At 67.6% G+C, this 26,017-nt stretch carries 23 protein-coding genes; 13 read left to right on the forward strand and 10 right to left on the reverse strand.

All coding sequences use genetic code 11. From position 1 onward, the window contains the following. Window positions 1-1,056: a LuxR family transcriptional regulator gene (locus tag A5780_RS34350; protein ID WP_082976890.1), complete on the reverse strand. Its 1,056-nt coding sequence runs from the start codon at window positions 1,054-1,056 to the stop codon at window positions 1-3. On the opposite strand from A5780_RS34350, the gene A5780_RS42325 reads away from it, so the two are divergent. After that, window positions 949-1,281 (forward strand): hypothetical protein, encoded by a 333-nt coding sequence (locus tag A5780_RS42325; protein WP_231983188.1) that lies wholly within the window; start codon window positions 949-951, stop codon window positions 1,279-1,281. The genes A5780_RS34350 and A5780_RS42325 overlap by 108 nt on opposite strands. Window positions 1,282-1,493: 212 nt before the next feature. On the opposite strand, the gene A5780_RS34360 is transcribed toward A5780_RS42325, so the two are convergent. Beyond that, window positions 1,494-2,876, reverse strand: a complete 1,383-nt coding sequence (locus A5780_RS34360) for an NAD(P)/FAD-dependent oxidoreductase (RefSeq protein WP_064911131.1) — start codon at window positions 2,874-2,876, stop codon at window positions 1,494-1,496. 138 nt (window positions 2,877-3,014) lie between these two features. Here A5780_RS34360 and A5780_RS34365 point away from each other — a divergent pair, with 138 nt between their 5' ends. From A5780_RS34365 to A5780_RS34395, 7 genes are all read left to right on the forward strand, one after another. Continuing rightward, window positions 3,015-3,563: a TetR/AcrR family transcriptional regulator gene (locus A5780_RS34365; RefSeq protein WP_064911132.1), complete on the forward strand. Its 549-nt coding sequence runs from the start codon at window positions 3,015-3,017 to the stop codon at window positions 3,561-3,563. Between the two features lie 244 nt (window positions 3,564-3,807). Further along, entirely contained in the window at window positions 3,808-4,221 is a 414-nt protein-coding gene (locus A5780_RS34370; protein ID WP_064911133.1) for a spore germination protein GerW family protein, read from the forward strand. 362 nt (window positions 4,222-4,583) lie between these two features. Further along, window positions 4,584-6,134 carry a multicopper oxidase family protein gene (locus tag A5780_RS34375; RefSeq protein WP_064911134.1) on the forward strand — a complete coding sequence of 517 codons (1,551 nt, stop codon included), beginning with the start codon at window positions 4,584-4,586 and terminating at the stop codon, window positions 6,132-6,134. Window positions 6,135-6,336: 202 nt separating this feature from the next. Next, window positions 6,337-8,703 carry a heavy metal translocating P-type ATPase gene (locus tag A5780_RS34380; protein ID WP_064911135.1) on the forward strand — a complete coding sequence of 789 codons (2,367 nt, stop codon included), beginning with the start codon at window positions 6,337-6,339 and terminating at the stop codon, window positions 8,701-8,703. Window positions 8,704-8,813: 110 nt separating this feature from the next. Then, window positions 8,814-10,562 (forward strand): GAF domain-containing sensor histidine kinase, encoded by a 1,749-nt coding sequence (locus A5780_RS34385; RefSeq protein ID WP_064903849.1) that lies wholly within the window; start codon window positions 8,814-8,816, stop codon window positions 10,560-10,562. 376 nt (window positions 10,563-10,938) lie between these two features. After that, window positions 10,939-11,358 carry a CBS domain-containing protein gene (locus A5780_RS34390; RefSeq protein ID WP_064903845.1) on the forward strand — a complete coding sequence of 140 codons (420 nt, stop codon included), beginning with the start codon at window positions 10,939-10,941 and terminating at the stop codon, window positions 11,356-11,358. A gap of 12 nt (window positions 11,359-11,370) precedes the next feature. Further along, window positions 11,371-13,173 carry an adenosylcobalamin-dependent ribonucleoside-diphosphate reductase gene (locus A5780_RS34395; protein WP_064911136.1) on the forward strand — a complete coding sequence of 601 codons (1,803 nt, stop codon included), beginning with the start codon at window positions 11,371-11,373 and terminating at the stop codon, window positions 13,171-13,173. Window positions 13,174-13,194: 21 nt separating this feature from the next. Here the strand turns inward: A5780_RS34395 and A5780_RS34400 are convergent, their stop codons facing one another. The 5 genes from A5780_RS34400 to A5780_RS34420 all read right to left on the reverse strand — a co-directional run bounded on the left by A5780_RS34400 (window position 13,195) and on the right by A5780_RS34420 (window position 16,418). Further along, window positions 13,195-14,094, reverse strand: a complete 900-nt coding sequence (locus A5780_RS34400) for a universal stress protein (RefSeq protein WP_064911137.1) — start codon at window positions 14,092-14,094, stop codon at window positions 13,195-13,197. 40 nt (window positions 14,095-14,134) lie between these two features. After that, window positions 14,135-14,557, reverse strand: coding sequence for an Hsp20/alpha crystallin family protein (locus tag A5780_RS34405; RefSeq protein WP_063018014.1), 423 nt, complete (start codon window positions 14,555-14,557; stop codon window positions 14,135-14,137). A 117-nt stretch (window positions 14,558-14,674) separates the two neighbouring features. After that, complete coding sequence (locus A5780_RS34410; protein ID WP_082976892.1) at window positions 14,675-15,550, reverse strand: slipin family protein; 876 nt, start codon at window positions 15,548-15,550, stop codon at window positions 14,675-14,677. Window positions 15,551-15,559: 9 nt separating this feature from the next. Then, a complete protein-coding gene (locus tag A5780_RS34415; protein WP_064911138.1) occupies window positions 15,560-15,799 on the reverse strand; it encodes an amphi-Trp domain-containing protein in 240 nt (79 codons plus the stop codon). Between the two features lie 103 nt (window positions 15,800-15,902). After that, window positions 15,903-16,418: a GNAT family N-acetyltransferase gene (locus A5780_RS34420; RefSeq protein ID WP_064911139.1), complete on the reverse strand. Its 516-nt coding sequence runs from the start codon at window positions 16,416-16,418 to the stop codon at window positions 15,903-15,905. Between the two features lie 619 nt (window positions 16,419-17,037). On the opposite strand from A5780_RS34420, the gene A5780_RS34425 reads away from it, so the two are divergent. Together A5780_RS34425 and A5780_RS34430 are read left to right on the forward strand one after the other, a co-directional pair. After that, window positions 17,038-17,340 carry a hypothetical protein gene (locus A5780_RS34425; RefSeq protein WP_156769744.1) on the forward strand — a complete coding sequence of 101 codons (303 nt, stop codon included), beginning with the start codon at window positions 17,038-17,040 and terminating at the stop codon, window positions 17,338-17,340. Window positions 17,341-17,501: 161 nt separating this feature from the next. Beyond that, entirely contained in the window at window positions 17,502-17,723 is a 222-nt protein-coding gene (locus tag A5780_RS34430; RefSeq protein ID WP_063017982.1) for a hypothetical protein, read from the forward strand. An 82-nt stretch (window positions 17,724-17,805) separates the two neighbouring features. Here the strand turns inward: A5780_RS34430 and A5780_RS34435 are convergent, their stop codons facing one another. The 3 genes from A5780_RS34435 to A5780_RS34445 form a co-directional block, all read right to left on the reverse strand. Further along, window positions 17,806-19,503: an NRAMP family divalent metal transporter gene (locus A5780_RS34435; protein ID WP_082976894.1), complete on the reverse strand. Its 1,698-nt coding sequence runs from the start codon at window positions 19,501-19,503 to the stop codon at window positions 17,806-17,808. Continuing rightward, the gene (locus tag A5780_RS34440; protein ID WP_063017981.1) at window positions 19,500-20,822 is read right to left on the reverse strand and encodes a magnesium transporter MgtE N-terminal domain-containing protein; all 1,323 of its coding nucleotides are present in this window, start codon (window positions 20,820-20,822) and stop codon (window positions 19,500-19,502) included. The genes A5780_RS34435 and A5780_RS34440 overlap by 4 nt, the downstream gene beginning before the upstream one ends. A 200-nt stretch (window positions 20,823-21,022) precedes the next feature. Then, entirely contained in the window at window positions 21,023-22,987 is a 1,965-nt protein-coding gene (locus A5780_RS34445; protein ID WP_082976895.1) for a potassium transporter Kup, read from the reverse strand. 376 nt (window positions 22,988-23,363) lie between these two features. On the opposite strand from A5780_RS34445, the gene A5780_RS34450 reads away from it, so the two are divergent. The 3 genes from A5780_RS34450 (at window position 23,364) to A5780_RS34460 (ending at window position 25,954) form a co-directional block, all read left to right on the forward strand. Continuing rightward, window positions 23,364-24,395, forward strand: a complete 1,032-nt coding sequence (locus A5780_RS34450; RefSeq protein WP_063018008.1) for a hypothetical protein — start codon at window positions 23,364-23,366, stop codon at window positions 24,393-24,395. 319 nt (window positions 24,396-24,714) lie between these two features. Then, window positions 24,715-25,428 (forward strand): VIT1/CCC1 transporter family protein, encoded by a 714-nt coding sequence (locus A5780_RS34455; protein WP_063017979.1) that lies wholly within the window; start codon window positions 24,715-24,717, stop codon window positions 25,426-25,428. Between the two features lie 139 nt (window positions 25,429-25,567). Continuing rightward, window positions 25,568-25,954: a helix-turn-helix domain-containing protein gene (locus A5780_RS34460; RefSeq protein ID WP_063017977.1), complete on the forward strand. Its 387-nt coding sequence runs from the start codon at window positions 25,568-25,570 to the stop codon at window positions 25,952-25,954. Window positions 25,955-26,017: the final 63 nt, after the last annotated feature.

Below are 26,017 nucleotides of genomic sequence, written 5' to 3' on the forward strand. Positions count from 1 at the left end.
TCACTCGGCATCCTCGGTGATCCAGGCGGCGATCTGTGCGCGTGAACCGAATCCGAGCTTGGTGAGAATATGTTCGACGTGGCCTTCGGCTGTCCGCAACGAGATCACCAACTTCGCTGCGATCTGTTTGTTGGTGAGGCCTTGGGCGACGAGTTTCGCGACCTCGCGCTCACGTCTGGTCAATGCCGGGCTCGAGCCCGAGTGTGGCCCCGTGTCGGGAAGTTGCTCGCGCAGCGCATAGGCGACAGCTTCGTCCATCCTCATCGCTCGACCGCGCCGGAACGCGGCATCGAAGCCGCGCGCTCCGAGGTCGGCTCGGGTTCGGCGCACGCATTCCTCGTGGCGTCGTCCCAGGTCCGGGGCAATGCCGGCGAGTGTGCCCACCCGGCGCCCGAGTTCGTCCGCGGCTCCCATCAGGGTGGCCGCGCGCTCGGCATCACCGTCCGCGCCCACAACCCAGGCCAGCGCCTCGGTACTCACCGCGGCCACGGCCGCGTTGCGTATACGCCGGTTGACTCGTAGTGCCTCCTCGAGGACCTCGATCGCCTGGGACCGCTGCCCCAGTTGCCAGTGGGCGACGCCCACGCCCCACAGCGCGTTCGTCCGGTGGAACGATTCGCCGCAGCCCTCGGTGACGGCGAGAAGCCGGCCGTAGCGCTCGATGGCCTCTTCGGTCCGGCCGGCCACGATATCCACCCACCCGAGCGCGCTCAACGCCGAAACATGAGGGTAGCGACGCGGATTCGATTCCGAGGCGTCGACGGCGTGCCGGAGATCGCGGGAGGCCGAATCGAGATCGCCGCGGTCCATCGCCAGTAGTCCGTCCGCGAAACAGATGAGGGCTCGGTCGGCGGGTGAGGAGTGCTGTGCGGCGAGTCCGCGTGCTTGCTCGGCGAGAGCGGTCGCAGCGTCCAAGTCACCTTGCAGCGCCGCGAGGATGCTCCCGGCGTGCAGCGCTCTGAGCCGGTCGTGCGCGAGTTGTGCGGCGGGGTGGTGGACGGCCCGATCGATCCAGTGCCGGCCTTCGCCGTACAACCCGCGAAAGATCCAGAACATCAGGAGCCCAGCGGTGATCTGCAGGCCGGCCGCGGCTGCATGTTCGGTGTTCTCGGTCAGGGTGAACTCGAGTGTCTCGCGCAGGTTGGGTTGCTCGCGCTCGATCCGGTTGATCCAGTACGGCTGTCGGTTCGGACCGAGGTCAGCAGATTCTTCACCTCCGCCAGCTCCGTGCGCCGGTCGACGAAACTGGTCATTTCCAGCGGCAGCCTTCCGGTGCGATGACCGCGCACCGACGGCGATGCGGGAGACGTCGGGAATGGATCGTCCTCGCTCATGCGCCGCACACCATCCGCTAGCTCGCCTCTGGCAATCAGACAAAACGAGTGAGCTTCTCGTTGGTGGCTAGCGTATCCCACAATGTGGCGACGATTGAGCAAACAAAAGTCGGCAGTCGAAGCAGTGGGACCCCGTGCTCCTGTCGCGATAGGGCAGGACTAGCCGGTGATCTCCTCGGCCGCCCGTAGCCCGGAGTTGTAGGCGCCGTGGACTGTGCCGAAGGAGCCGCGGTCGGTGGCTTCGCCGGCGAAGTACACGCGGTCGTCGACAGGCGCGGCGAGCTGGTCGCGCATCTCGGGGGTGGAGCCGAGTCTGTTGAACGAGTAGGACCCGTGAGCGAAAGGATCGGCCGACCAGCGGGTGATCTGGTGGTCGATGGGTGCGGGGATGCCGGGGCCGTAGATGGTACGCAGGGTGTCCATCGCGGTGGCGACGAGATCGGTGTCGGACCAGGTTTCGCTGGTGCGGCCGAAGTCGGCGGCGTTGAATCCCAACAGGATCGGCTGATTCGCGGCACGCGAGTAGTTGATCCACTGTCCCCATCGGCCGGCCTTGTCCAGACCCGGTATGTAGGTGAGCCAATCGGTGTCGGGCCAGAACTGGGCAGGGAAACGCAGATAGCACTTGTCCAGAACGCCCATGCCGAGCTTCGTGATCGCGGCCGTCTTGTCGGCGGGCAACTCGTGCCCGAATTCGACTGCACCGCTGCGCAGTACGCCCAGCGGCAGGGTGACCACCACCCGGTCGCCGGTGAACGTGCCGGTCGCGGTGGTGACGGTGGCACCGGTGTCGTTCCAGTCGATGCGGGTGACACCGTCACCGGTGCGCACCGCAAGCCCAGTGGCGAGGTAGTCGGTGATCGTGCCGTATCCGCCGGGAAAGAGGACGTCTGTGCCCGTGATCCTTTTGTCGTCGTCGAAGTAGAGGCTCGACAGGTCGTCGACGCTGCCGGAGTACTCGTGCTCGTAGTCGTTGAGCACCGCCGCCACCAGTTCCCGATCCGGCGGCGCCAGTGCGGGCCAGTCCACGGCACGCTCGGCCACCGACCGCAGCGCCGCATCCGGCGCCTCGTCGTTGTCGCCGGCCTCGTCCTGGGCATCGGTGAGGGCCTCGGCGATCACGCCGCGCCAATGCTTCAGCTGCTCGGACCGGTCCTCGTCGAGCCGGCGGCCGTCGGCGGCGTAGTCGGTGCCATTGTCGTAGCTGGTCGCGACGGTGCCGGCACCGGCCTTGCGAGCCAGCTCGGTGATGGGGTTGGCGTCGACGCCGTGGATCCACGACGCGCCGAGATCGACCGGCACATCCGGCCATTGCCGGCTGGTGTGGATCCGGCCTCCGACGCGGTCGCGCGCTTCGAGGACCACGACGTCGTAGCCGCGGTCGGCCAGGGTGCGGGCCGCGGCCAGTCCCGCGATGCCGGCGCCGACGACGATCACCCGCTGCCGTGCTCCCGTTGGGTGGGAATTGTCGTCGCAGGCGGCCGGCGCCAGCATGCCCAGCGCCGCCAGGCCGGTCGTCTGCAGGAAGCGGCGACGGTCCATGGTCAGGTCCCCGAGCCAATCTGTCGCGGACTTCGCCCGGGGTCCCGGTCGTCACGACGTCGTAGTGAAATACTGATACGCAAAAGAATATACTGAGACACTGATGTGTCAAAAGAGACTTACGGAGTTCGCTTAACGATGCGTACCGATGCTGCGGAGGTGCTGAACTCGGCGATCCCGGTCCTGGCCAAGAACCGCGGAGCGTCCATGCAGGTCATCGCCGCCGGAGCGGGGATCAGCCGCGCCACCCTGACCCGCATGTTCCCCACCCGGCAGATACTCGTGCGGGCCATGACCGCCAAGATCCTCGACGACTGCGATCGAACACTTGCCGGCGTCGAGGCGCCGGACGGTTTCGCCGACGAGGCCCTCGCCGCGCTCGTCGCTGGATTTGTACCTTTCGCGCAGCTGTGGAACCTGGTGTATGTCGAACCCGACGTGCTGGGCGCACCGGATGCCACCGCCCGCGCCGAGACGATCTTCGCCCGCACCGTCGCGGTGATGGCCGCCGGCCAGCAGGCCGGCCGGTTGCGTGCCGATATGCCCGCGACCTGGCTGGCCTCCACATTTTGCGGGCTGGCCGAGACCGCCTGGGAACTCACCCTCGAAGGCCACATGGGCGCACGCCAAGCCCCCGGCTTCGTCGCCGCCATCCTGCACAACGGCCTGACCGCACCCGCCCGCTGAGTGTGCCCCACCCGGCCTGCATCGGGCCTCGCCGGAAGCCGATGGAGTTCTCGGCCGAAGTCGCCGTGTACTGCGTCCGGATCCGGGAAGTTCCGCGACGCGGGACGGATCGACCGCAGAAGTCGTCGTCTGGAAGTCGTGCCTATCCGGGACCATCGGCCCCTCCATTCGAATATGCGCTTGCCGAGACTGGAGGGCAGGGCCGCGAGTGCGGTTCGGAGTCGAGATCCGGATAGGACATGCGATGAAGGTCGACGACATTGTCAACGCCGCGAAGGAATCCATGACGGTGCGGCGGGTGTTTTCCGAGCCCGTGGAGCGAGACGGGATCACGTTGATCGAAGCGGCGGCGGTCTCCGGCGGTGGCGGCGCCGGGGGCGGCACCGATAAAGAGGGCTCGGAAGGGTCGGGCGGCGGGTTCGGAGTCGGGGCCAAACCCGTCGGCATGTACGTGCTGCGCGACGGCCGGCTCACCTGGCAACCGGCTGTCGATGTGAACAGGTTGATGACCGTGGTCGGTCTTGTCGCCATCACTGCGTTGCTGGTGGGCGCCCGTATCGCCGGTCGCCGCGCCCCTGCCTCGACACACCGGCGCGCTCCTTCGGCCCGCGGTGTCAGCCGCAGGCTCACCTCTCGGCGGGGCAGGAAACGACACTGACCGCGCCTCGTATGGTGGGACGCAGCCGGCCGAGACATTCCCTGCTGTCGAGCACACGGCCGGGCGAGGGTCGCACAGCCTTGGCCTGGGAGAACTACTGCCACAACACTTTTGGACGCGGTATTCCTATCGAGTTCTCAGTCCTGTGGCGTCGGGTGTTCTGATCGTGGCTATACCCCCGGGGTGTAGGTTCGGGGTACCGGGGTGGCGGCGCATCCGCCGGGCGTGGCCGGCACCTGGCCTGGCAGAACCGTCGGTCCTACGGGTCTGACAAGTCGCAGTCGTGCCCGAACCCGCGAGGGGCCGGGCCTCGACTGCGTCGACCCGTGTCATCGGCAGTTCTCACTCTTACAGGAGCGCTCATGTCGCCCAGTCACTCTTCGTCTCCGGCACCGCTGAACCGGCGCCGCTTTCTCGCACTCACCGCGAGCACAGCGGCGGCGGCCGCGGTGGCAGCTTGCTCGAACAATCCCGAACCCCGCCGTGACCTCGTCCTTCCCGATTCGGCCGAGGTGACGGCCGCCGAGGCCGCGCGCCGCACCCCGAACGCCCCGGTCCGGCAGGTGAACCTGCGCGCCCAACCCACCACTGTCGATCTCGGCGGGGTTCAGGTCGATACCTGGACCTACGGTGGCCGGCTGCCCGGCCAGGAGATCCGCGTGGCTCGCGGCGAGGTCCTGCGCGCCGAGGTCACCAACCCGTTGCCCGCGCCGACCACGATCCATTGGCACGGCATCGCGCTGCGCAACGATATGGACGGCAGTCCCGACATCACTCAGCCCGCGATCGCCCCGGGCAGCGGTTTTCGCTACGAGTTCACCACCCCCGACTCCGGGACGTACTGGTTCCATCCGCACGTCGGATTGCAACTCGACCGCGGGCTGTACGCGCCGCTGATCGTCGAAGACCCCGCCGACGGCCGCGACTACGACACCGAGGCCGTCATCGTCCTCGACGACTGGCTCGACGGTATCGGCGGCCGCACACCCGACAAACAACTGCAGCAACTACAGGCCGGCGGCATGAGTGGCATGGGTGGCATGAATATGGGCGGAATGAGCGGGATGAACATGGGCGGCATGTCGATGCCCACCGACCCGAACAATCCGCTCGGCAGCGACGCCGGCGACGTCAAGGACTACCCGTACTTTCTCATCAACGGCCGCACCGGCACCGACCCGGTCACCCTTTCCGGCAAGCCCGGTCAGCGGATGCGGTTGCGAATCATCAACGCCGCCGCCGATACCGCCTTCCGCGTCGCTGTCGGAGGCCACCGGTTACGGGTCACCCACACCGACGGCTACCCCGTTGTGCCGACCACCACCGACAGCCTGCTCATCAGCATGGGCGAACGTTACGATGCGATCGTCGATCTCGCCGATGGCGTCCTTCCTCTCGTCGCCGCGGCCGAGGGTAAAGCGGGGCAGGGGTTCGCGCTCATCCGCACCGGCGGCGGCGCCGCACCCGCATCGGATGTGCGTCCGGCCGAGCTCGCCGCTGCTCCGCTGACCGCGGACCGGCTCACCGCCATCGACAGCGCCCGGCTACGGCAGAAAAATCCCGACCACACTCTCGACGTCGCCCTCGGCGCCGACAATCGCGGATACATCTGGACCCTCAACGGCCGAACCTATGACCACCGCGCACCCCTCGACGTGACCGCGGGGCAGCGGATCCGGCTGCGATTCACCAATCGGACCACGATGTTTCATCCGATGCACTTACACGGCCATACATTCCAACTCCGCACCGCGGCGGGATACGGGCCACGCAAGGACACCGTCATCGTCGGCTCCATGCAAACGATAGAAGCCGATCTCGACACCACCAACCCTGGCCAATGGATGCTGCACTGCCACAACGCCTACCACCAGGAAGCCGGAATGATGACCGTCATGTCCTATCTGCGCTGACCGCCCGTGCCCGGCAACGGCTGTCCGTTCTGTGACGTTGTACCCGTTGCCGGGATTCCTCGTCCTCTGCTCCGTGCCCGCGTCGATGCTCGATCGTTGAGATGCGGCGAGCCTGCGCGAAGAAGCGCGTGCGCAGGTGCCGGCCGAGCAGTGTGCGCGCAGGGAGGTCGACGAGGACGACCACCCGGGAGAGGAGACGCCGATGGTTGCCCAGGACTCCGCGACAGCCAGCTGGGCAGGTCGGGTTCGGCGGTGGGTCGAGCCGGCACTGCTGGTGGTGGTGGCTGTCGCACTGTTCGGTGGGCTGATCGCTTGGGCCGCAGGGTCTTCCGGGGTGGCGGACGGGTTCTGGATCGCGGCGACCGTGGTGGCGATCGTGCCGGCGGTGTGGTGGATGGTGGCCACCGTGGTGAAGGGACGCGCGGGGGTCGATCTGATCGCGGTGCTCTCGCTGGTCGGCACGCTCGTGGTGGGCGAGTATCTGGCGGGTGCGTTGATCGCGGTGATGCTGGCCACCGGCCGCACCCTGGATGCCGCCGCGGAACGGCGGGCCTCCCACGATTTGCGGGCGCTGCTCGAGCACGCACCACGGTCTGCACGTCGCCGCGTCGGGGGTGAGGTCACCACGGTCGCGCTCGACGACATAGCCGTCGACGACGTCGTGGTCGTCGCGGCCGGTGAGGTGGTCCCGGTCGACGGGCGGATCATCGGTCCCGCCGCTGTCCTCGACGAGTCGGTGCTGACCGGGGAGCCGCTGCAGGTCGAACGCGAGATCGGGGAGCCGGTGCGCTCCGGGGTGGTCAACGCGGGCGCGACCTTCGAACTGCGTGCCACCGCCACTGCCGAGGCCAGTACCTACGCCGGGATCGTGCGACTGGCCCAGGAAGCCGGTGCGGAGAACGCGCCGGTCGTCCGGCTGGCCGACCGCTATGCGGCGTGGTTCCTTCCGCTGACGCTGCTCGTGGCGGCGGGCGCCTGGGTGTTCAGTGGCTCGCTGGTACGGGCGGTAGCGGTGCTGGTGGTGGCGACGCCGTGTCCGTTGCTGTTGGCCGCGCCGGTGGCGATCGTGTCGGGGTTGTCGCGTGCCTCGCGGCACGGGGTGATCATCCGCAGCGGCGGCGCGTTGGAAAACCTCGGGCACGCAACAACTTTGGTGATGGACAAGACCGGCACCCTGACCGCCGGCAGGCCGGTGGTCACCGCGGTGGTCGCGGCCCCGGGCGCCGACTCCGCCGAGGCGATGCGGCTCGCCGCCTCCCTCGACCAACTGTCACCGCATGTGCTGGCCGAAGCGATCGTCACCGAGGCGCTGGCCCGTAATCTGGTGCTGTCGTTGCCCTCGGATGTCACCGAGCAGGCCGGGCGCGGAGTGCGCGGTGTCGTCGACGGTCACCGCATCGAGGTCGGGAAACTACCCGATACCGCCACTACCGCCGACTGGGCGCGCGCGGTGGTCAACCAGGCGAGTCTGGACTCGGCGGCGATCGCGTGGATCACCGTCGACGACCGGCTCACCGCCGCGATACTGCTGCGCGACCCGCTACGCCGCCACGCGCCGCGCACGGTGCGACGCCTGCGGCAGGCCGGGTTGAACCGGCTGGTGATGCTGACCGGTGATCGGCCCGAGCCCGCCCGTGAGGTGGGTACCGTCCTGGGACTCGACGAGGTCTACGCCGGTCAGAGCCCCGCCGACAAAGTGCATGCGGTACAACGTGAACGCGAGGCCGCGCCCACCGTGATGGTCGGCGATGGCGTCAACGACGCCCCGGCGCTGGCCGCGGCCACCGTCGGAGTCGCCATGGGAGCGCGCGGCTCGACCGCCTCGTCGGAAGCCGCCGATATCGTGCTGGCCACCGACCGCCTCGACCGGCTCGCCGACGCGATGGACACCGCGCGCTGGTCACGCCGCATCGCGGTGCAAAGCGCTGTGGCCGGCATGGGCATGTCGCTGGTGGCCATGGTCATCGCGGCGCTGGGGTGGCTCCCGCCGGCGGCCGGCGCGCTGCTTCAGGAAGCCATCGATGTCGCGGTCATCGTCAACGCGCTGCGCGCGCTTCGCGGTAGTCCCGCCGCGCGCGCCCAGCTGCCTGCCGACACCGGCCGGCTGCTGCATCGCTTCGCCGGTGAGCACGACGAACTGCGCGACACGCTCAGCCTGCTGCGGACCTCCGCCGACCGGCTCGCCCAGCACTCCGATCCCACGGCGCTGGCCGCGGTCGAGGAGGCCTACACATTTCTGGTCGACCGGCTGCTTCCGCACGAAACCGCCGAGGAGACCCAGCTGTATCCGAAGCTGGCCGGGCCGCTGGGCAGCAGCGAAGCCACGGCCACGATGAGCCGCACCCACGCCGAGATCCAGCGACTGACCACGCGCATCGGCACTCATCTACAACTGGCCCGTTCCACCGGTCACATCGCCGCGGACCAGGTCGACGATCTGCTCGCCTGCCTCTACGGCCTGCACGCTCTGCTGCACCTGCACTTCCTGCAGGAAGAGGAAAACTACTTCACCCTCACCGACGATGAACCGGACACTCCACATGCCGTAGCGCCCTCATTACAACAGTGATCGCCCGGCGCCTCGAGAGCCCTCGGATCGGTTTACGCTACAGGTAGCGCACCGGTATGGAACATAGGCGTTTCGACTTCGGGTACAGGGTCACGAGGGAGGTGGCCGCCATGGGCGGCGGGCCGTCTGACAACAACGGGAGCGAGCGCGCGATCGTGGGCAGTGTCGCGGCGCGTGACGCGCTGTCGCAGCTGCAACTGCACACGGTTCTGTCCGAGCTGCGCGACCGGGTCGAGGACGTCATCAGTGCCCGCGACCAGACCGACAACCTGGTCGAGGCCATGCTGGCCGTCACCGCCGACCTGAATCTCGACGACACCCTGCGTGCGATCGTGCACGCCGCCAAGGGGCTGGTCGGCGCCCGCTACGGCGCGGTCGGTGTGCTGGGCGCCGACGGCACACTGGCCCGATTCGTGCACGAAGGCATCGACGCCGAGACCGTCGCCCGGATCGGGCACCTGCCACGCGGGCGCGGAGTGCTGGGAGTCACGCTCACCGACCCGAAAGCGCTGCGTCTCGACGACCTCGCCCGGCATCCGGAATCGGTGGGATTTCCCGAGCATCATCCACCGATGCACAGCTTCCTCGGTGTGCCGCTCCGCATCCGCGGCGAGAATTTCGGCAGCCTCTATTTGGCCGAGAAGACCAACGGCCAGCCGTTCACCGCCGACGACGAGGTCGTCCTCAGCGCTCTCGGGTCCGCCGCCGGCATCGCCGTCGACAATGCGCGGCTGTTCGGATCCGCGCAGCTTCGCCATCGGTGGATCGCCGCGACCTCGGAGTTGACCACCGAATTCCTCGCCGCCGCCCATCCCGACACCGTGCTGGGCCACGTTGTCGAGCGAGCGCGGGAATTGACCTGCTCCGAGCGGGCCTGGATCGCTATCAGCGTCGACCCGGACGTTCCCGCCGAGGAAGTCACCGAACTGCACATCACCCACTGGGCCGGACCGGACACTCGACTCGACCGGCGAATCCCGGTCACCGACAGCATCTCCGAGGTCTTCCGCGACGGCAAAACGACCAGCAGTCCCCGCATCGACCGCAGCGACAGCGCGTTGTTCGGAGACGGACCGGTCCTGCTGCTACCCCTGCACACCGGCGCCACCGCACTCGGCGTGCTGGTCTGCGCCCGCTCCGCAGAGCAGCCGGCCTATTCCGTTGAGGTCGCCGAACTGTGTAAAGGATTCACCGGGCAGGCGGCATTGGCGTTGGATGCGGCTCGGATGCAGCAGCGCGTCCGGGAGCTCGACGTATTAGCCGACCGCGACCGCATCGCGCGCGACCTGCACGATCATGTCATCCAACGGGTCTTCGCGATCGGACTCTCCCTCCAAGGCGCCGTCGGCTACAGCCACCGTCCCGACGTCCAGCAGCGCCTGTCCGACGCCGTCGACGAACTGCAGCAGGTCATCACCGACATCCGTGGCAGCATCTACGAACTCCACGCCGACACCGGCCCCACCCGGCTACGCCAGCGCATCACCGACATCGTCCGCGGCCACGCCCAGCCCGCGGGGCTGCACGTCACCACCGGATTCACCGGTCCGCTCGACGCGGTACCGCCCGAGTTGGCCGATCACGCCGAAGCCGTTGTCGCCGAAGCCGTCAGCAACACCGTCCGCCACGCCGACGCTGACACCCTAGCCCTCGACGTCACCGTCGACGACGCACTCACCATCACCGTCGAGGACAACGGCATCGGCATTCCGGCCGATACCGACCTCACCGCCAGCGGTCTGGCCAACCTCGCCGACCGCGCCCGCGACGCCGGCGGCAGTTTCGACTACGGGCCCGCCACCCGGCCAGGTCCCCGCGGGCCGGGCACCCGCATCACCTGGACCGCTCCGTTGCCCTGAACCGGCCGGCCGCCAGGGACGGTGCACGCCGGCAGAGAGAGGTTCGTGGGACTTTCGGCACTTCCCGCCCGGTGCTCTCGATGGAATCCTTGACGGTGCCGGGCACGCTCGGTGTTTGCTCGAGACGGTGGTTCGGTCAGCAGATTCGGGCCGAGCCACCACGAGACGTGAAACGTCGGATTCTCGGTGGTGCATGATCGACGCAGGCCCGTCCTCGAACAGGCATAACCAAATAACCGCAATGCCCGTCGTGTCGTGACACCGGCGGGCATTGTCGTCGATCCCACCTCGCGTGCTCATCGGGACTTTGTTCTCTTCCGGCCTTCCGTGCATCGGTGGAGGGTGGAGAACTGCCCATACTCGAAAGGAGAAAACGATGACCACAGCCAAGCAGATCATGCACGAGGGTGCCGCGTGGGTGTCACGGACCGATACCGTCGAGCACGCTGCCCGGCTCATGCGCCGGCTCGACGTCGGAGTTCTACCGGTCAGCGATGAGAACGAGCGGCTGTGCGGAATCATCACCGACCGCGACATCGTGGTGAAATGCCTTGCGACCGGCGGTGATCCGGCGACGGCGACCTGCGCCTCGCTGTGTGAAGGGACGCCACGGTGGGTGGACGCCGATACGGATGTTCACGACGTTCTGCACGAATTGGAAGAGCGCCGGATCAAGCGCCTACCGGTCATCGAGAACAAGCGGCTGGTCGGCATGATCAGCGAGGCGGATATCGCACGCCACCTCAGCGACGACGAGATCGCGAAATTCGTCGAAGGCGTCTACGCGGGCACCTGACAGCAGTGCGCCATGCCTGAAGATACCGGCGTCGTCGACGATCTCGGATTGTCACCGGCGGCCCTGGCGACGGTCGCCGAACGGTACCTGCGGCGCGATGCCGAGGGCAGGATCTGCGAGTCGCCGGGCCGGATGATGGATCGGGTCGCCCGGTTCGTCGCCGGTGCGGAGGACGCCTACCGGGCCGGCAGCAGCGAATACTGGGCGCGGCGGTTCGCGGCGCTGTTGCGCAGCCGCGAGTTTCTTCCGAATTCGCCGACCTTGATGAATGCCGGCACCGGTGACGGTGTGCTCTCCGGCTGCTTCGTTCTGCCACTGGACGATTCGCTCGATTCCATCTTCACCACGCTGCGCACCGCCGCACTCCTGCATCGCGAGGGCGCCGGAACGGGATTCGCGTTCTCGCATCTGCGCCCCCGCGGCTCGCGCATATCGACCGGAGGGTCGGCGAGCGGTCCGGTCTCGTTCATCGAGCTGTTCGATGCGGCGGCCCGGGTGATCCGTCTGGGCGGGCGGCGCCGGGCCGCCAATATGGCGGTGCTGCACGTCCGGCACCCGGATATCCGGGAGTTCGTGCACGCGAAGACCGACACGACCGTGCTCTCGACCTTCAACCTGTCGGTGGCGGTGACCGACGAGTTCATGCGCGCGGCCGCCGAGGACCGCGGTCACCGCCTGATCGACCCCCACACCGGCGCGACCGTCCAGGAGGTGTCCGCGCGGGGTCTGCTGGCCGACATCGCCGAACAGGCCTGGCGCACCGGAGAGCCGGGTGTCCTGTTCCTGGATGCCGTCGCCCGGGCCGATCCGCTCCCCGACCTGGGGCCGCTGGAGGCCACCAACCCGTGCGGCGAGGTCCCGCTCCTACCGTACGAATCCTGCAATCTCGGATCGATCTGCCTGCCCCGGCTCCTCGACGGCGACCACATCGACGAGCAACGCCTCGCACGCGTCGTGCGCGAGGGTGTGCGCTTTCTCGACGATGTCATCGACGTCGCGGAGTATCCCGTGCCCGAACTCGGGGCCGCCGCACGCGCCACCCGAAAAATCGGCCTCGGCATCATGGGGCTGGCGGAAACCCTTGCCGCACTGGGCCTTCCGTACGACAGTGTGGAAGCGGTGGGTTTCACCGATCGCTTGATGTCGCGGATCGCGCGGTGGGCGCGGACCGCGTCCCGGGAACTCGCCGCCGAGCGTAGGGCGTTCCCGCTGTTCGCACGGAGCATCCCGGCCCGGCAGAACGCGCCGCCGGTGCGCAACGCTCAGGTCACGTCCATCGCGCCGACCGGAACCATATCCCTCATCGCCGGGGTGAGCGCGGGGATCGAGCCGCTGTTCGCCCTGGCATACACACGCCATCTCATCGGCCGGCAATTCGATTGTGTGGAACCGCTTTTCGAGCAGGCCGCCATCGAACGCGGAGTGTGGTCGGAGGCGGTGGCGGCCGAGGTCGCCGCGACGGGTATCGCGGGCGCGAACCTTCCCGCCGATCTCCGTCGCCTGTTCCGTACGGCGCAGCAGATCGCGCCGATCTGGCATGTGCGGATGCAGACCGCGGTGCAGCGCCACACCGACGCGGCGGTCGCCAAGACCGTCAACATGGCGCCCGACTCGTCCGTCGCCGATGTCGAAGCAGTCTTCACGCGCGCCTGGCGGGCGGGAAACAAGGGTGTCACGGTGTATCGCTCGGGCAGCAGACCGGATCAGGTGCTGCGGTATCCGGACGCGAGCACCGACACGACGAGCAACGACGCGGCCGTCGTCGTGCGCGGTGCGTACGGCGGAGGCACCGCGGTTCCGGAGCGCAGCGCGTGATGCCCGGAGGAGTTCGACCGTCTAGGCCCTCGGGCGCGCGACGATGACCGGGCATTCGGCCGACTGCACCACCGCCCGGCTGGTGGAGCCGAGCAGCATTCCGGCGAATCCGCCGCGACCGTGACTGCCGACGACCACCAGCTGTGCGTGCTCGGCCTCGGCGAGCAGGGCGCGGGCGGGCTTTTCGGGGACGGCGATGCTGTGCACCGCGACCTCGGGATGGCGATCCCGATGTGCGGCAAGGCTTTCCGTCAACAGAGCGAATTCCTTCTCCCGTGCCTGTTCCCACGCACCGGTGGACAGTTCGCCACCGGTCGAGTCGTTCCAGCACCGCAGCGCGGTGACCCCGACACCGCGCAGCTCGGCCTCTTCGAACGCGATCGCCACCGCCGGCACGCTGTTGTCACTGCCGTCCGTACCGACCAGAACGGGCCGGCGGGCGGAGATCGGGTCGAGGCTCGCCGACGTCCGCACCACAGCCACGGGACAGTGGGCGTAGTGAACCATCGCCGAACTCACCGAACCGAGGAAAGCCCGGTGAAAGGCACCGCGCCCCCGGCTGCCCACCACGAGAGTCCGCGCGGTCCGCGATCGCATGATCAGGCAGGGGATGATCGGATCGAAGGTCACCTCCCGGCCGATCGTCAGCGCATCGGGTGCGACCGCCGCTCGGGCGATGCGCACCGCCTCGTCGGCGACGCGCTCACCGTCGTCCTGCATCTGCTCGACGGCCTCCGCCGTCACATACGGCACCGGCCCGTACGCCCCTTGAAACGCCACGGAGGCGAGCACGTGCAGCGGACATCCGTGCAGTGACGCGTCGGCTGCGGCCCACGCGACGGCCTGCTGCGACACGGCGGACCCATCGGTCGCCACTACGATCGGAGCAGGTGATCGCGCCCCGCGCGTTTCCTCGGTCATGAGTCGATGTCCCTTCCGGGAGTCGGTGGCCGGTGTCCGGTCAGTCGCCGGACTTCACGTCGACCTTCGTGACCTTCTCCTTCGGCTCGCCCATCGGAACGGTGACCGTGAGGATGCCCTTGGCATATGTCGCGTCGATGCCCTCGTCCTGTGCTCCCTCGGGAAGCGAGACGGTGCGTTCGAAGGAGCCGTAGCTGAACTCCGAGCGTCCCTTCTCCTCGTGGGATTCGCTGCGCTCGGCCTTGATGGTGAGCAACCCGCCATGCACGGACACTTCGACGTCCTTCGCCGGGTCGATGCCGGGAATCTCGGTACGCACCACATAGTGGCCGTCGTCGACGGACTCCTCCACCCGCAGGAGATGACTGCCGAACATCGGCGCCAAGCCGGGAGTGAACGCATTCCACCAATCGGTGAAGTCGGGTAGCAGCGATCCGGGGCGGTGGGCGGGAAGCAGGTTCATGATCACTCCTCGGCTGTGTGGTGGGTACCTGTTCCTATCCCTCGATCTCAGCGTGGCAGGCCGCGCACTCCTAGGGCAGCGAGTCTTCACCCCCGAGTGACGGAAGTCCTCGCCGCGTTATCGGTCCTGTTCGGCGCCCGTGGTGCCGGCGCGTGTGCGCTCGCTCGTCGCGCCGTTGAGCCGGCCGTGGTGGGTGAGTGGGTGAAGTGCTTCGGCCGCACCGGCTTCGCGGGCGAAGAAGCTGCTGATGTCGCCGATCGCACTCATCAGCGGTGCCGGGAACACGACGGTGGTGTTCTTGTCGACGCCCAGTTCGATCAGGGTTTGCAAGTTGCGCAGCTGCAGTGCCAGCGGGTGCGCGACCATGGTGTCGGAAGCCTCGCCCAGTGAGGCGGCGGCCAGCGATTCGCCCTCGGCGGCAATGATTTTCGCGCGCTTTTCGCGCTCGGCTTCGGCCTGGCGGGCCATCGCCCGCTGCATGCCGTCGGGAAGTTGGATGTCTTTCAGTTCGACCAGGGTGACCTCGACGCCCCACTCCACCGTCGTCGCGTCGAGGATCTGGCGGATGTCGGCATTGATCACGTCGGTCTCGGCGAGCGCTTGGTCGAGGGTGTGCTGACCCACCACCTTGCGCAGGGTGGTCTGTGCGATCTGATCGATCGCCGCGGCGACGTTCTCGATGACGATCACCGATTTCGCGGCGTCGATCACCCGGAAGTAGGCGACAGCCGAGATGTCGACACTGACGTTGTCGCGGGTGATGATGCCCTGCGACTGGATCGGCAGTGTCACGATGCGCATGGAGACCAGGCGCAGCCGGTCGACCACCGGAATGATGAACCGCAGACCCGGTTCGCGCACGGCGATGAGCCGGCCGAGCCGGAACAGCACGCCGCGCTGATACTGGTTCACCACCCGGATCGACAGCGCCGCGACGATCGCGACGAGTACGACGACGGCGACGATGATCACGGTGATCGTGGCAGTACTCATGGGCCGGCCTCACTTCCTGCGTGTCGGCGCCCAGTGGAAGGCGAAATCGAGGGTGAGATCGCCGTCGACGGCGCTGTCGATCTCCAGCTCGCGATGCACCTGTCGCGGGACCGGGACGGTGATTTCCGAGTTGCCGAGCCCGTAGGTCAGATCGGTTCCGGCGTCGAGCCGATCGGCGATGTGGCGCAATTCGGCGGCCAGCTCGCCGCGGGTCAGAGTGCAGTGATTCTCGTACAGCGTGTGTGCCATGGTGATCAGTGCACGCCCGCGGTCGGTTCATCGCCAGGGGAGCACTACCCCGAATGGTCATGGCCTTGGTCACTCGGCCGCACGGGCGATGCGGTGTCGCACCTCAGAGTTGAAGAACGACGTGCACGATTTCGTTGTCATAGTCTGCCGACATCGGGATGTCGATGTCCTTCAGCAGCTGCATCATGGTGGAATTCGTCGCCATGACGTCGGCGACGAATCTGTCGATACCGCAGCGGCGGCCGTCGTCGGCGAGGCGCGTGAGCAGGGCGGTGCCGATGCCCGATTGCTGATCTTCATGCGCAACGACCATGGCCACCTCGGCGCAGTGTGTGCCGGGGGAGACGATGTAGTTGGCGACACCGATGAGCCGAGGTCCGAGAAACGCGCCCACCGCGCCGTGACCCGGATCGTTGCTCGCTGTCGCCGCGGCCAGATGGTCCAGATGTTTCGGCCGCGGCCCGAAGAATCGGTAGTAGCTGTCGTGTTCGTCGAGCGCCGCGTGGAGGTCGCGAACAGCGCTCGCATCGCCGGGGCCGAGCCGGCGAAAGGTGACATCGTCGAGATCCAGGGTCGTCTCCGCGGTCGGGGTGAATTCCGGATCGTGGGAGTGCGACATATCTGCCAGCATCGGCCACGGCCCCGGACTCCCGACAGGGCCGGAGGTCCCGCCGTCCGCCGACCGCGGCAGCGAGTGCTACCGGGCCCTCCGTCGGTTGCCGTGTCTATGGCCCGCTCGAGGAAATCGCTCCAGCGAGGCATCTCGATGCCTTTCCGTTCACCATCGAAGTGACCTGCTGATTTTCATCCGCGATGGCGTCGTTCCCGTAGGGGCGCGGGTCGACGGAACGCCAGGAACCTTCTTCTTCTCTCCGGCACACTTCTCTCCGGCACACCGATGGCTACCGCATTCGGGTCCGTCTGCTCCGGTGCGTCCGCGGAGTATTCATGGAGTATCGGCTGAGAGAGGTTTCCGTCTTCCGAGATGGTCGCGTCCGCCGCACGGCCGATCCCGTGAACCAGCTATCGCCGGTCGGAGGTGATGACCATGAAACCAGCGGGACACACGTCTTCGATGCGCGAGGCCGAGATCGGACTCGCAGGCGTGGGCAGCCACGTGCGAGCGCTGTCTGGTCGAGACGGTCGACGCACTGGTGGACTGCTTCGTGGTCGGGCCGAGGCCTTGCCCGTCCGAAGTGATCGAGTGGACGCATATGTGTCACGACCCGGAGAGCCTCTTGGGATATCTGTTGGAATGGGTGATTTATCACCGGCGCGTATTCGCCCGCATCCCAGTCGTCACGAGCGTCGAGAAGGCGAGTGGATGGGATATCCGGCTGGAGACCGCCGATGTGAGCGGCCGGATGGACGATGCCCCGGAGTGCGTGCATGTCCAGGCGGTCGACCTGCGCCCCGAGTTCGGCGGCTGGCGCTGCACCGTGACGTTGGATGCGAGCACGGAGTCGGATGAACTGTCGTGCACACCGGCCCCCGAGAACACCCCACGCATCCAGCACGTGATTTCGGCTCGGCTGGCGTAGGTCGTGCCGGTCCGTTGACGGAAAGCCCCGGGTGGGGGCGGAGACCTTTGCGCGTTCCTTACGGCTGTCGATGACGATGATTGCTTGGATGGTGGTGAAGGTGGCCGCGCGAGCGGCGGTCGCGGATCGGTTGGCGTGTGCTGTCGAAGCGCGGAAGGCCGGTGATCAGGGTGGCTCGGTATCTCGCGGGTGGGTTCGAGACGGGGTGGGGTGTGGTCGCGTCGGCGCCGGAGCATGTTCCGGTGTACAGCACGATGCAGGTGTGGATCGGGACCGGGGTGGTCATGGTGATCGTGGTCGCGATGCTCGCGGCGATCGGCTGGACGATTCAGCGCGGACGAGTCGCCCGGCGTCCCCGGCATGGTGTCCACAGGCGCTCGTGATTCCAGGTCCGGGCACCCCGTGGGCCGATGGTGGCCGCGTCGATGCACATCGAACCTCCGGGTGGCATCTCGTGCGGCGATGTCAGCCGCGGCCGAGTTGGATGGCTTTGATCACCAGCAGGATCGCGCCGACGATCAGGTAGGCGCGCAGTGCGAGCATGCCGAGTTTCGTACCCGCGGACCAGGTGACGGGTTCGAGCAGGGTCAGTGGTGGCATCCGCCAGTGATCTCGGTCGGCGCGGTCGGCGACCGCTGCCGGGACGGGCGCCGGCGTGCGGCGCTGCATCCACCTGAGCCCCGCTGTGGCGAGGATCGCGAGGACGGCCAGCGCGCCGGTGAGCCATCCGGCGGTGGCCACGACGTCGATGCCGGGGAAGAGGGTGGTGGCCATCAGGATTCCGGAAAGCAGGAGCAGGACCGCGACGATGATTCCGGCGACGACGTTGAGCCAGGTGCGGTTGACCCAGGGGCCGAGGACTTGGGGGTCGTTGCACAGCAGGAGCAGGAAGACGCTGGCGCTGGGAAGCAGCAGACCGGCGAGGGCTTGGACCGCGGTGGTGATCAGTCCGAGGGGAGCTCCCGGGATGAGGACGATCGCCGCGGCGAGGGTGACCATGGCGATATAGGACAGGTAGAACTGCTTGGCGTCGCGGAAGCCCCGGTGCAGGGAGTGTTTGATGCCGAAGACGTCGCCGAAGGCGTAGCTGGTGGCGAGGGTGACGGCGGCGGCGCCGATGATGGAGGCGTCGAGGAGCACGATCGCGAAGATCGCCCCGAGGGCCCGGTCGATGTCGCCGAGTAGGTGGGCGATTTCTCCGGCGTCGGTGAACTGCCCGGTGGTTGCGGTGGTGCGGGCGGCGTAGTCGGCGGTCATCATGAGTGCCGCCGCGCCGATGACGACGACGAAGGCGCCGAGTGTGGTGTCGGCGCGTTCGTAGCCGATGAAGCGTGGGGTGATGCGTTTGTCGACGATGTTGGATTGCTGGAAGAACAACTGCCAGGGCGCGACGGTGGTGCCGACGATGGCGATGATCAGCAGCACCGCATCGGAGGTGACGCCGCCGCGTACGCCCGGGACGACGAAATCGGTTGCCGCGCGACCCCATTCGGGATGTGAGAGCAGCAGCATGGGGATCTGCAGCAAGGTGATGGCGATGAAGACGAACATCGCGCGTTCCCAGCGCCGGAAGCTGCCGCTGGCCATGATCGTCACGAGTGCGACCGCGGCGGTCGGGACGACGATGTATTTGGAGATGCCGATGTAGTCCGCGGCGAGGGTGACACCGATGAATTCGGTGATGATGGTCAGGAAGTTGAGGATGAACAGGTCTCCGACGGAGAACCAGCCCCAGCCGCGGCCGAAGCGTTCGTTGATCAGCCGGGCGTGCCCGACGCCGGTGACCGCGCCGAGGCGGACGACCATTTCCTGATTCACGATCAGTACCGGTATCAGCAGCAACAGCACCCAGAGCAGGCTGTAGCCGTAGTTCTGGCCGGCTTGTGCGTAGGTGGCCACGCCGCCGGCGTCGTTGTCGCCGACCATCACGATCAGCCCGGGGCCGACGATGGCCAGCAGTGTCAGTGCGCGTGTGCGGAGGGTGCGGGGGTGGTCGCTGTCGCTGAGCCGGATGCGACCGAGAGCGCCCTCGATATCGCCGAGGTGCGCCGAGTCCAGGACCGCTGAGCGTGGTTGCGCCCGCGGGGTGCTCGCGGGCGGTGCCGGGCGAGGCGTCGGCGTGGGTTGCGCTGGGGCGGAGTCGGTTTCGTGCGCGTCGGTCATAGCGGTAGGTCGTGGTCGGCGGCGTCGGCGACCGTGCCGGTGTCGCGGATCGGGCGGGGCGCGGGTTCTCGGCGCCGCCAATCGTCGGGGATCGTGGCCTCCAGGACGTCGTCGACGGTGACCACCCCGAGGACGCGGTCGGTGTCGTCGATCACCGGGAGCGCGTAGAGGTTGTAGTCGGCCATCAGCAACGCGATATCGGTCAGGTCGGCGTCCGCGGTGACCCGGACCGGGTCGGCATCCATCACCTCCGACACGGCGCGGCCGGGTTCGCTCTGCAACAGGGTGATCACCGATACCACTCCCACCAGCCGTCCCTCGTCGAGGACATGGATTTTCAACAGCGCCTCGGATTGCAGGCCGTGCGCGGTGGCGATGATCGAGAGTGCTTGTGCCGCAGTCGTATTCGATTCGCAGGTGGCGAAGTCGACGGTCATCAGGCCGCCGGCGCTGTCGGGGTTGAACCCCATCAGGGTGATCACCTTGGTGCGCTGCCCGGCGGGCATCAGGTCCAGGACCCGCCGTCGCCGGGATTGACGTAGGTCGGTGACGGCGTCGGCGGCATCATCGGCGCGCATGCGGCCCAGCAGCGCGGCGACCTCGGAGTCGGGCATGTCCTTCAGCAGCCGGCTGGCTTCGTCGGGATCCAGTTCTTCGAAGACGTCGGCTTCCAGCTCCGGGTTGTCGTGCACGCGGTCGAGAATTTCGCCCTGCTCGTTTTTGGTGGCGTCTTCGAGCAGGTCGGCGATCTGCGCCGGTTTCAACGCGCCTACCCGGCCACTGAGACGGCGCACGGTGATCGAACCGGGATGACCGATCAACGGTTCGAACGCCTTCCAATCCCGGGACGCATGTCCGGCGCCGGTTTTGACCAGCCCGAACAACCGGGCGGGGCGGCGGGTGTCGAGGCGGGCCAGAACCCAGCCGGAGCCGGTGTCGTCGAGTTCGACATCGTAGGCGCGCACCAGTTCCGCCGCCGAGACGTCGATCAGCCGATGACCGAGGATGTCGGCCCGTAACAACACCTCGCCCTCGCGGCGTTCGAAACCACGCAGGTCGACCTTGTTGACCGCCAACAGGATCCGGTCCGCGGTGAAGTCACGGATTCTGCCGGACGAGACGAAGACCTTGCGACCCCCCATCCCGACCACAGCTCCGGTCACCGGAGGGTAGGCGTCGCCACCGGGGAGGCGAACTATCAGGTCTTCGACCCGGCCGATCGTCTCGCCGGATTTCGCGATCACCGGAGCCTTCACCAACTGCGACAGATGCAGCGTGCCGCCCGTCGACGTGGAGCCGGCCGAAAGGTCTTCGTTCATGTCCCACTCCCGCCTGGCAGGCCGACACCGATGATGTGATCCGAATTCTGCACCGACCGCGTCCCGGCCGCGACTACGCGACGCCGACAGCTATCTGAACGCCGGGTACCGCGCACCATGCCGCCGCCTCCGCGCCCGCCGCAAGATCCGGCCGGCAATCCATACGGATCCTTAGCGGGTCCGGTGCCGGATCTCGTGGCTTACACCTCGATCTGTGAGCCCATGATGATGGTGCGGTCGCGTGGCAGGCCGAAGTAGTCGGCGGCGTCGGCGGTGATGTAGGAGGTGGCGATGAACAGGCGCTTGCGCCACGAGGCCATGGTGGCGGCGGTGCCGCGGCGGAGTTCGATGGTGGACAGGAAATAGGAGGCGCGGTCGAGGTCGAGCGGGCCCTCGGTGTCTCGTCGGTCGACGAGTGCGAGCGCGTGCGGAACGTCGGGGGTTTCCATGTAGCCGTAGCGGGCGGTGACGTGGGTGATGCCGTCGTCGGGGGGTCCCAGCGGGTCGGTGGCGATGCGTTCGTTGTCGGGGATGCGGGGGACGGGTTCGGTGTGGATCGACAGGATCACGATGTGGTGGTGGCGCACGTGGTTGTGTTCGACGTTGGCGCGCAAGGCCAGTGGAGCTGTTTCCTTGCCGCGGTTGAGGAAGATCGCGGTGCCGGGGACTCGCGTCGTGGCGGGTGTGCCTTCGGCGAGTTCGTCGACGAATTTCCGCAGCGATCCCTCTCGCCGGATTCGTTCGGCGGTCACGATCTGGCGGCCACGTTGCCAGGTCGTCATGACCGTGAATGCGGTCAGGCCGATCAGCAGCGGCAGCCAGGCGCCGTGCGCGAACTTGGTGAGATTGGCGGCGACGAACAGCAGATCGACGGTCAGCAGCGGGAGTGCCCCCGCGGCGAGGATCCAGCGGGGGATATGCCAACGGCTTCGTGCGACGTAGAAGAACAGCAGGGTGGTGATGGTGATGGTTCCGGTCACGGCCATGCCGAAGGCGAAGGCCAGCGCGGTCGAACTGCGGAAGGCGAAGACCAGGGTGAGTACCGAGACCATCAGCAACCAGTTGATCCACGGGACGTAGATCTGGCCGATCGTGGATTCGGAGGTGTGGGCGATGCGCAGCCGCGGCAGGTAGCCCAGTTGCGCGGCCTGGGAGGCAACGGAATACGCGCCGGTGATCACCGCTTGTGAGGCGATGACCGTGGCGGCGGTGGCCAGCAGCACCAGTGGCAGTCGTGCCCAGCCCGGTGCCAACAGGAAGAAGGGGCTGCTGATGTTGCGGGCGTCGTCGAGGATGAGTGCGCCCTGCCCCAGGTAGCTGAGTGTGCAGGCGGGAAAGACGAGGATCAGCCAAGCGCGGGTGATGGAGCGGCGGCCGAAATGTCCCATGTCCGCGTAGAGCGCCTCGGCGCCGGTCACCGCGAGCACGATCGCGGCGAGCGCGAAGAACGCGGTACCGAAGTGTCCGGCCAGAAAGCCCAGCGCGTACGTGGGCGACAGCGCCTGCAGGATGCGGGGATTGTGCGCGATGCCGCCGATGCCGCAGGTGCCGATGGTGAGGAACCACAGCACCATGATGGGGCCGAACATCCGTCCGACCGTGGCGGTGCCGCGGCGTTGCACCACGAACAGCGCCACGATGATCACGACCGTCACCGGGATGACAAGGTCTTTCAAGGCCGGCTCGACGACCTTGATGCCCTCGACGGACGACAGTACCGAGATCGCCGGCGTGATCATGCTGTCACCGAAAAACAATGAGGCGCCGAAGATTCCGAGCGCGGCCAGGCCGATCGCCGTTTTCCGCCCGCGCGGTGAACTCCACCGGCGAAGCAGCGTGATGAGTGCCATGATGCCACCCTCGCCGTCGTTGTCGGCGCGCATGGCGAGCAGGACGTAGGTGACGGTGACGATGATCATCACCGACCAGAACACCAACGACACCACGCCGAACACGTTGTCGCTGTTCACCGGTACGGGATGGGGGTCGCCCGGGTCGAATACGGTTTGCAGGGTGTAGATCGGGCTCGTCCCGATATCGCCGAACACCACCCCCAGCGCGCCGATCACGACACTCCAGCGCACGGTATCGCGGTGGCTCGGCGGCTGCCCCGGTTCCACCTCGAACGCGGGGCCGCCTCCGATGGTGCCCTTCGCCCCTGTCATGGTGCTCCTCCACGTCGTGGTGTCACGCCAGTCGGACGATACAGCGCACGGCCTTCGAGGCGGGTGAAGGGCGTGGCAGCGGTCTGCCACCGAGTGGGCTCGACCTATCGGGCGTGGATCTGTGCCGACAGCTGCGGGATCGTTCACCGGTTCCCGTCATCGCGGTCTCCCTCGACCACAGCGGCTTGTCATGGCCTTCTACGACCAAGGCACGGTTACTCAGAACCCGCTCGGCAACCGCTGATACGCAGCGCATTTTCGCGTGTGGGAATCGCGGGGACGGCGGCTGGATCTACTCTCGTCGCGTCGATCGAGCCGCCGCTGCGTCCACGAATTCCGCGCCCGGACCCAGCGGCCGGAATACGAGGAGTTCGCGGTGACCCGAGGCGATGTTCATCTGTGTGGAAGTGTGCCGCTGCCGAATGCGGAGGCCGTATTCGATACGGCCGCGCGCCGGCTCGGACCGTGGCTCAGCCGCATACCCGACGGTGAGACCGGCGAGCGGGACAACTTCACGGTCTGGCAGTTGCCGCGCATGGGCGCGCATCCGGATCTGGAGACGGTGCCGCCGCCGAGCCCGGAATACGGGCCCAGTGAGCGGGTGCGGCCCAAACCGGGCGTGGATCCCGCATCGATCGATTTCGGTGAGCTGGGTTACGCGCAGGCAGCGCTCGAGTCGTGGAGCGTGTTCCGCAAGCTGCGCGAACGCGGCGACATCGATGCCGGTGTGCGGTTCCAGGTCTGCCTGCCCACCCCGATCTCGGTGGTGGGCGCCTTCGTCGGCGATCCGCAGGACATTCTCGAACAGCGCTACGAGGCGGCTCTGCTCGCCGAACTCGGCCGCATCGCCGCGGAGATCCCGCACACCGATCTTGCGGTGCAGTGGGATTGCCCGGTCGAGTTCGCCATCTTCGAGGGGGTGTTCCCGTCCTGGTTCGGCGCCGACGACGACACTCGGCTGAGTGAGATCGTCGCCCGGCTCGTGCGCCTCGGCGCGGCCGTGCCCGGAAACGTCGAACTCGGATATCACTTGTGCTACGGCGATTTCGGGCATCGTCACTTCGCCGAGCCCGCCGACACCGGTCGTATGGTGGCGGTGCTGTCCGGTGTGCTGGCGGCGCTGCCGCGCCGGGTCGACTGGGTGCATATGCCGGTTCCGCGCTCGCGCGCCGACCGCGAGTACTTCGCACCGCTGGCCGGGCTGGACCTGCCGCCGCAGACCCGGCTGTACCTCGGACTGGTGCACGCCACCGACGGCCGCGACGGGGCCCTGCGTCGTATCGCCGGCGCCCGGGAAATCGTCGACGGCTTCGGTATCGCCACCGAATGCGGATTCGGCCGCCGGCCCGCAGAGCACATTCCGGATCTGCTGGATCTGCATGCCGAACTGGCGGCCATGCTGTCGTGAGACCGGTGATCCGCCGACGCGAGTCCGAGCACCGGCGCCGGGACATGGTGGTGAGGCCGAGAACGAGGGCATGTTCCCCACGGCGGCGGCCACGGTCACCCGTAGCGAATCTGTTGCCCGGGAACCCGATCTTCGACGTTCGCCGGCCGGCCCGCAGCCGCTGACTCGGTCCGGGGCGAGTGCGCTGCGGGTGTCGCCGGTCACGGTCTCGGGTGATCTCTTCGGTGTCGTTGTGCTCTGTCGGCGGGGCCAGGCGGACAGGAACGATCGCAGCAATGAGGTCGTCCGAATCGACCCGGCAACCCGAAGGACTCGCATCATGACTCCGTTACAGATGGTCGGCCCGCATTCCGAACGGCATCGCGGCGAGCACGCGGGCTGGTTGCGCGCCGCGGTTCTGGGCGCCAACGACGGGCTGGTCTCGAACGCGAGCCTGATGGTCGGCGTGGCGGCCAGCGGCGCTTCCGCGGGCGCGGTTCTCACTGCGGGGCTGGCCGGCTTGGCGGCCGGGTCGATGGCCATGGCTGCGGGCGAATACGTTTCGGTCAGTTCGCAAGTCGACGTCGAACGCGGCGACCGGGCCAAAGAGGAACACGAACTGGCCATCGATCCGGAAGCCGAACTGACCGAGCTGGCGGGCATCTACCGTGACCGCGGACTGCCCGCCGAACTTGCCGCGCAGGTCGCCGCCGCACTGCACGACAACGACCCGCTCACCGCCCACCTGCGAGATGAGCTCGGGCACAACGAAATCACCGCCGCCCGCCCGGCACAAGCCGCGATGGCCTCGGCCGCAAGCTTCTTCCTCGGTGGTTTGCTCCCGCTACTCGGTTTGATCGCCCCGTCCAGCGGCACCCGGCTGGCGCTCATCGTGCTGGTGACCGTGCTGGGACTGGCCGTCGCGGGCGTTCTCGGTGCCCGGGTCGCCGGGACAGGCATTCTGCGCCCCGCGCTGCGCGTCGTCATCGGCGGCAGCCTCGCCATGGCGGTCACGGCCCTGGTCGGTCAACTCGTCCACGTCGCCGGCGTCTGAGGGGACCGCGACCGGACGCGCCTCGATGGGGGCTTGTGAAGACCGGAGGGCGTGCCCCGGGCTGTCCTCCCTCACCGAATGCACCTGGCCGATCAGCCGTCCGATCGGTCGGGATTTCGAACCGCTGTAGGGTGGGTCGGTGAGTGAAGCAACGCCCCCCAGGCCGGGTGTGCCGGTACGGGGATCGAGCTCTGGCCAGCCATTGATGGCGGCCTTCGACCTGCTGGGGCGCCGTTGGGCGATCACGGTGCTGTGGGAGTTGCGCGGAGATCCGGTCGGATTTCGAGAGCTGCGGCGCAGCCTTGCGGGCATCTCCTCCAGTGTGCTGTCGACCCGGTTGCGCGAGCTGGTGTCGGTCGGCGTTGCCGAAACCGTGGCCGATGGGAAGTATCGGCTGACCCCGATCGGGATCGAACTGCTGTATGCGCTCGCCCCGCTCAAGGCGTGGTCGAGCAGCTGGGCCACACACCTGGGCGTGCAGAGTTTTCAGCGCGGCCCCGTCGACGATCTGGATCGTCTGCCCTGATTTTCGAACCGTCCTGAGCGGATAGAAGCTGGAGCTTCGGAAAAATTCACCTGATGCGGTTCG

Origin of the sequence: Nocardia sp. 852002-20019_SCH5090214 (assembly GCF_001665865.1) — a bacterium.
In the GTDB taxonomy this organism is placed as follows: Bacteria; Actinomycetota; Actinomycetes; order Mycobacteriales; family Mycobacteriaceae; genus Nocardia; species Nocardia nova.

Coding starts and splice junctions, on each gene's coding strand:
- A5780_RS34390 (WP_064903845.1), top strand. CDS start 10,939: ATGACCACAGCCAAGCAGATCATGCACGAGGGTGCCGCGTGGGTGTCA.
- A5780_RS34380 (WP_064911135.1), top strand. CDS start 6,337: ATGGTTGCCCAGGACTCCGCGACAGCCAGCTGGGCAGGTCGGGTTCGG.
- A5780_RS34435 (WP_082976894.1), bottom strand. CDS start 19,503: ATGACCGACGCGCACGAAACCGACTCCGCCCCAGCGCAACCCACGCCG.
- A5780_RS34410 (WP_082976892.1), bottom strand. CDS start 15,550: ATGAGTACTGCCACGATCACCGTGATCATCGTCGCCGTCGTCGTACTC.
- A5780_RS34375 (WP_064911134.1), top strand. CDS start 4,584: ATGTCGCCCAGTCACTCTTCGTCTCCGGCACCGCTGAACCGGCGCCGC.
- A5780_RS34455 (WP_063017979.1), top strand. CDS start 24,715: ATGACTCCGTTACAGATGGTCGGCCCGCATTCCGAACGGCATCGCGGC.
- A5780_RS34360 (WP_064911131.1), bottom strand. CDS start 2,876: ATGGACCGTCGCCGCTTCCTGCAGACGACCGGCCTGGCGGCGCTGGGC.
- A5780_RS34415 (WP_064911138.1), bottom strand. CDS start 15,799: ATGGCACACACGCTGTACGAGAATCACTGCACTCTGACCCGCGGCGAG.
- A5780_RS34400 (WP_064911137.1), bottom strand. CDS start 14,094: ATGACCGAGGAAACGCGCGGGGCGCGATCACCTGCTCCGATCGTAGTG.
- A5780_RS34370 (WP_064911133.1), top strand. CDS start 3,808: ATGAAGGTCGACGACATTGTCAACGCCGCGAAGGAATCCATGACGGTG.
- A5780_RS34445 (WP_082976895.1), bottom strand. CDS start 22,987: ATGACAGGGGCGAAGGGCACCATCGGAGGCGGCCCCGCGTTCGAGGTG.
- A5780_RS34405 (WP_063018014.1), bottom strand. CDS start 14,557: ATGAACCTGCTTCCCGCCCACCGCCCCGGATCGCTGCTACCCGACTTC.
- A5780_RS34440 (WP_063017981.1), bottom strand. CDS start 20,822: ATGAACGAAGACCTTTCGGCCGGCTCCACGTCGACGGGCGGCACGCTG.
- A5780_RS34420 (WP_064911139.1), bottom strand. CDS start 16,418: ATGTCGCACTCCCACGATCCGGAATTCACCCCGACCGCGGAGACGACC.
- A5780_RS34395 (WP_064911136.1), top strand. CDS start 11,371: ATGCCTGAAGATACCGGCGTCGTCGACGATCTCGGATTGTCACCGGCG.
- A5780_RS34385 (WP_064903849.1), top strand. CDS start 8,814: ATGGGCGGCGGGCCGTCTGACAACAACGGGAGCGAGCGCGCGATCGTG.
- A5780_RS34350 (WP_082976890.1), bottom strand. CDS start 1,056: ATGTTCTGGATCTTTCGCGGGTTGTACGGCGAAGGCCGGCACTGGATC.
- A5780_RS34365 (WP_064911132.1), top strand. CDS start 3,015: ATGCGTACCGATGCTGCGGAGGTGCTGAACTCGGCGATCCCGGTCCTG.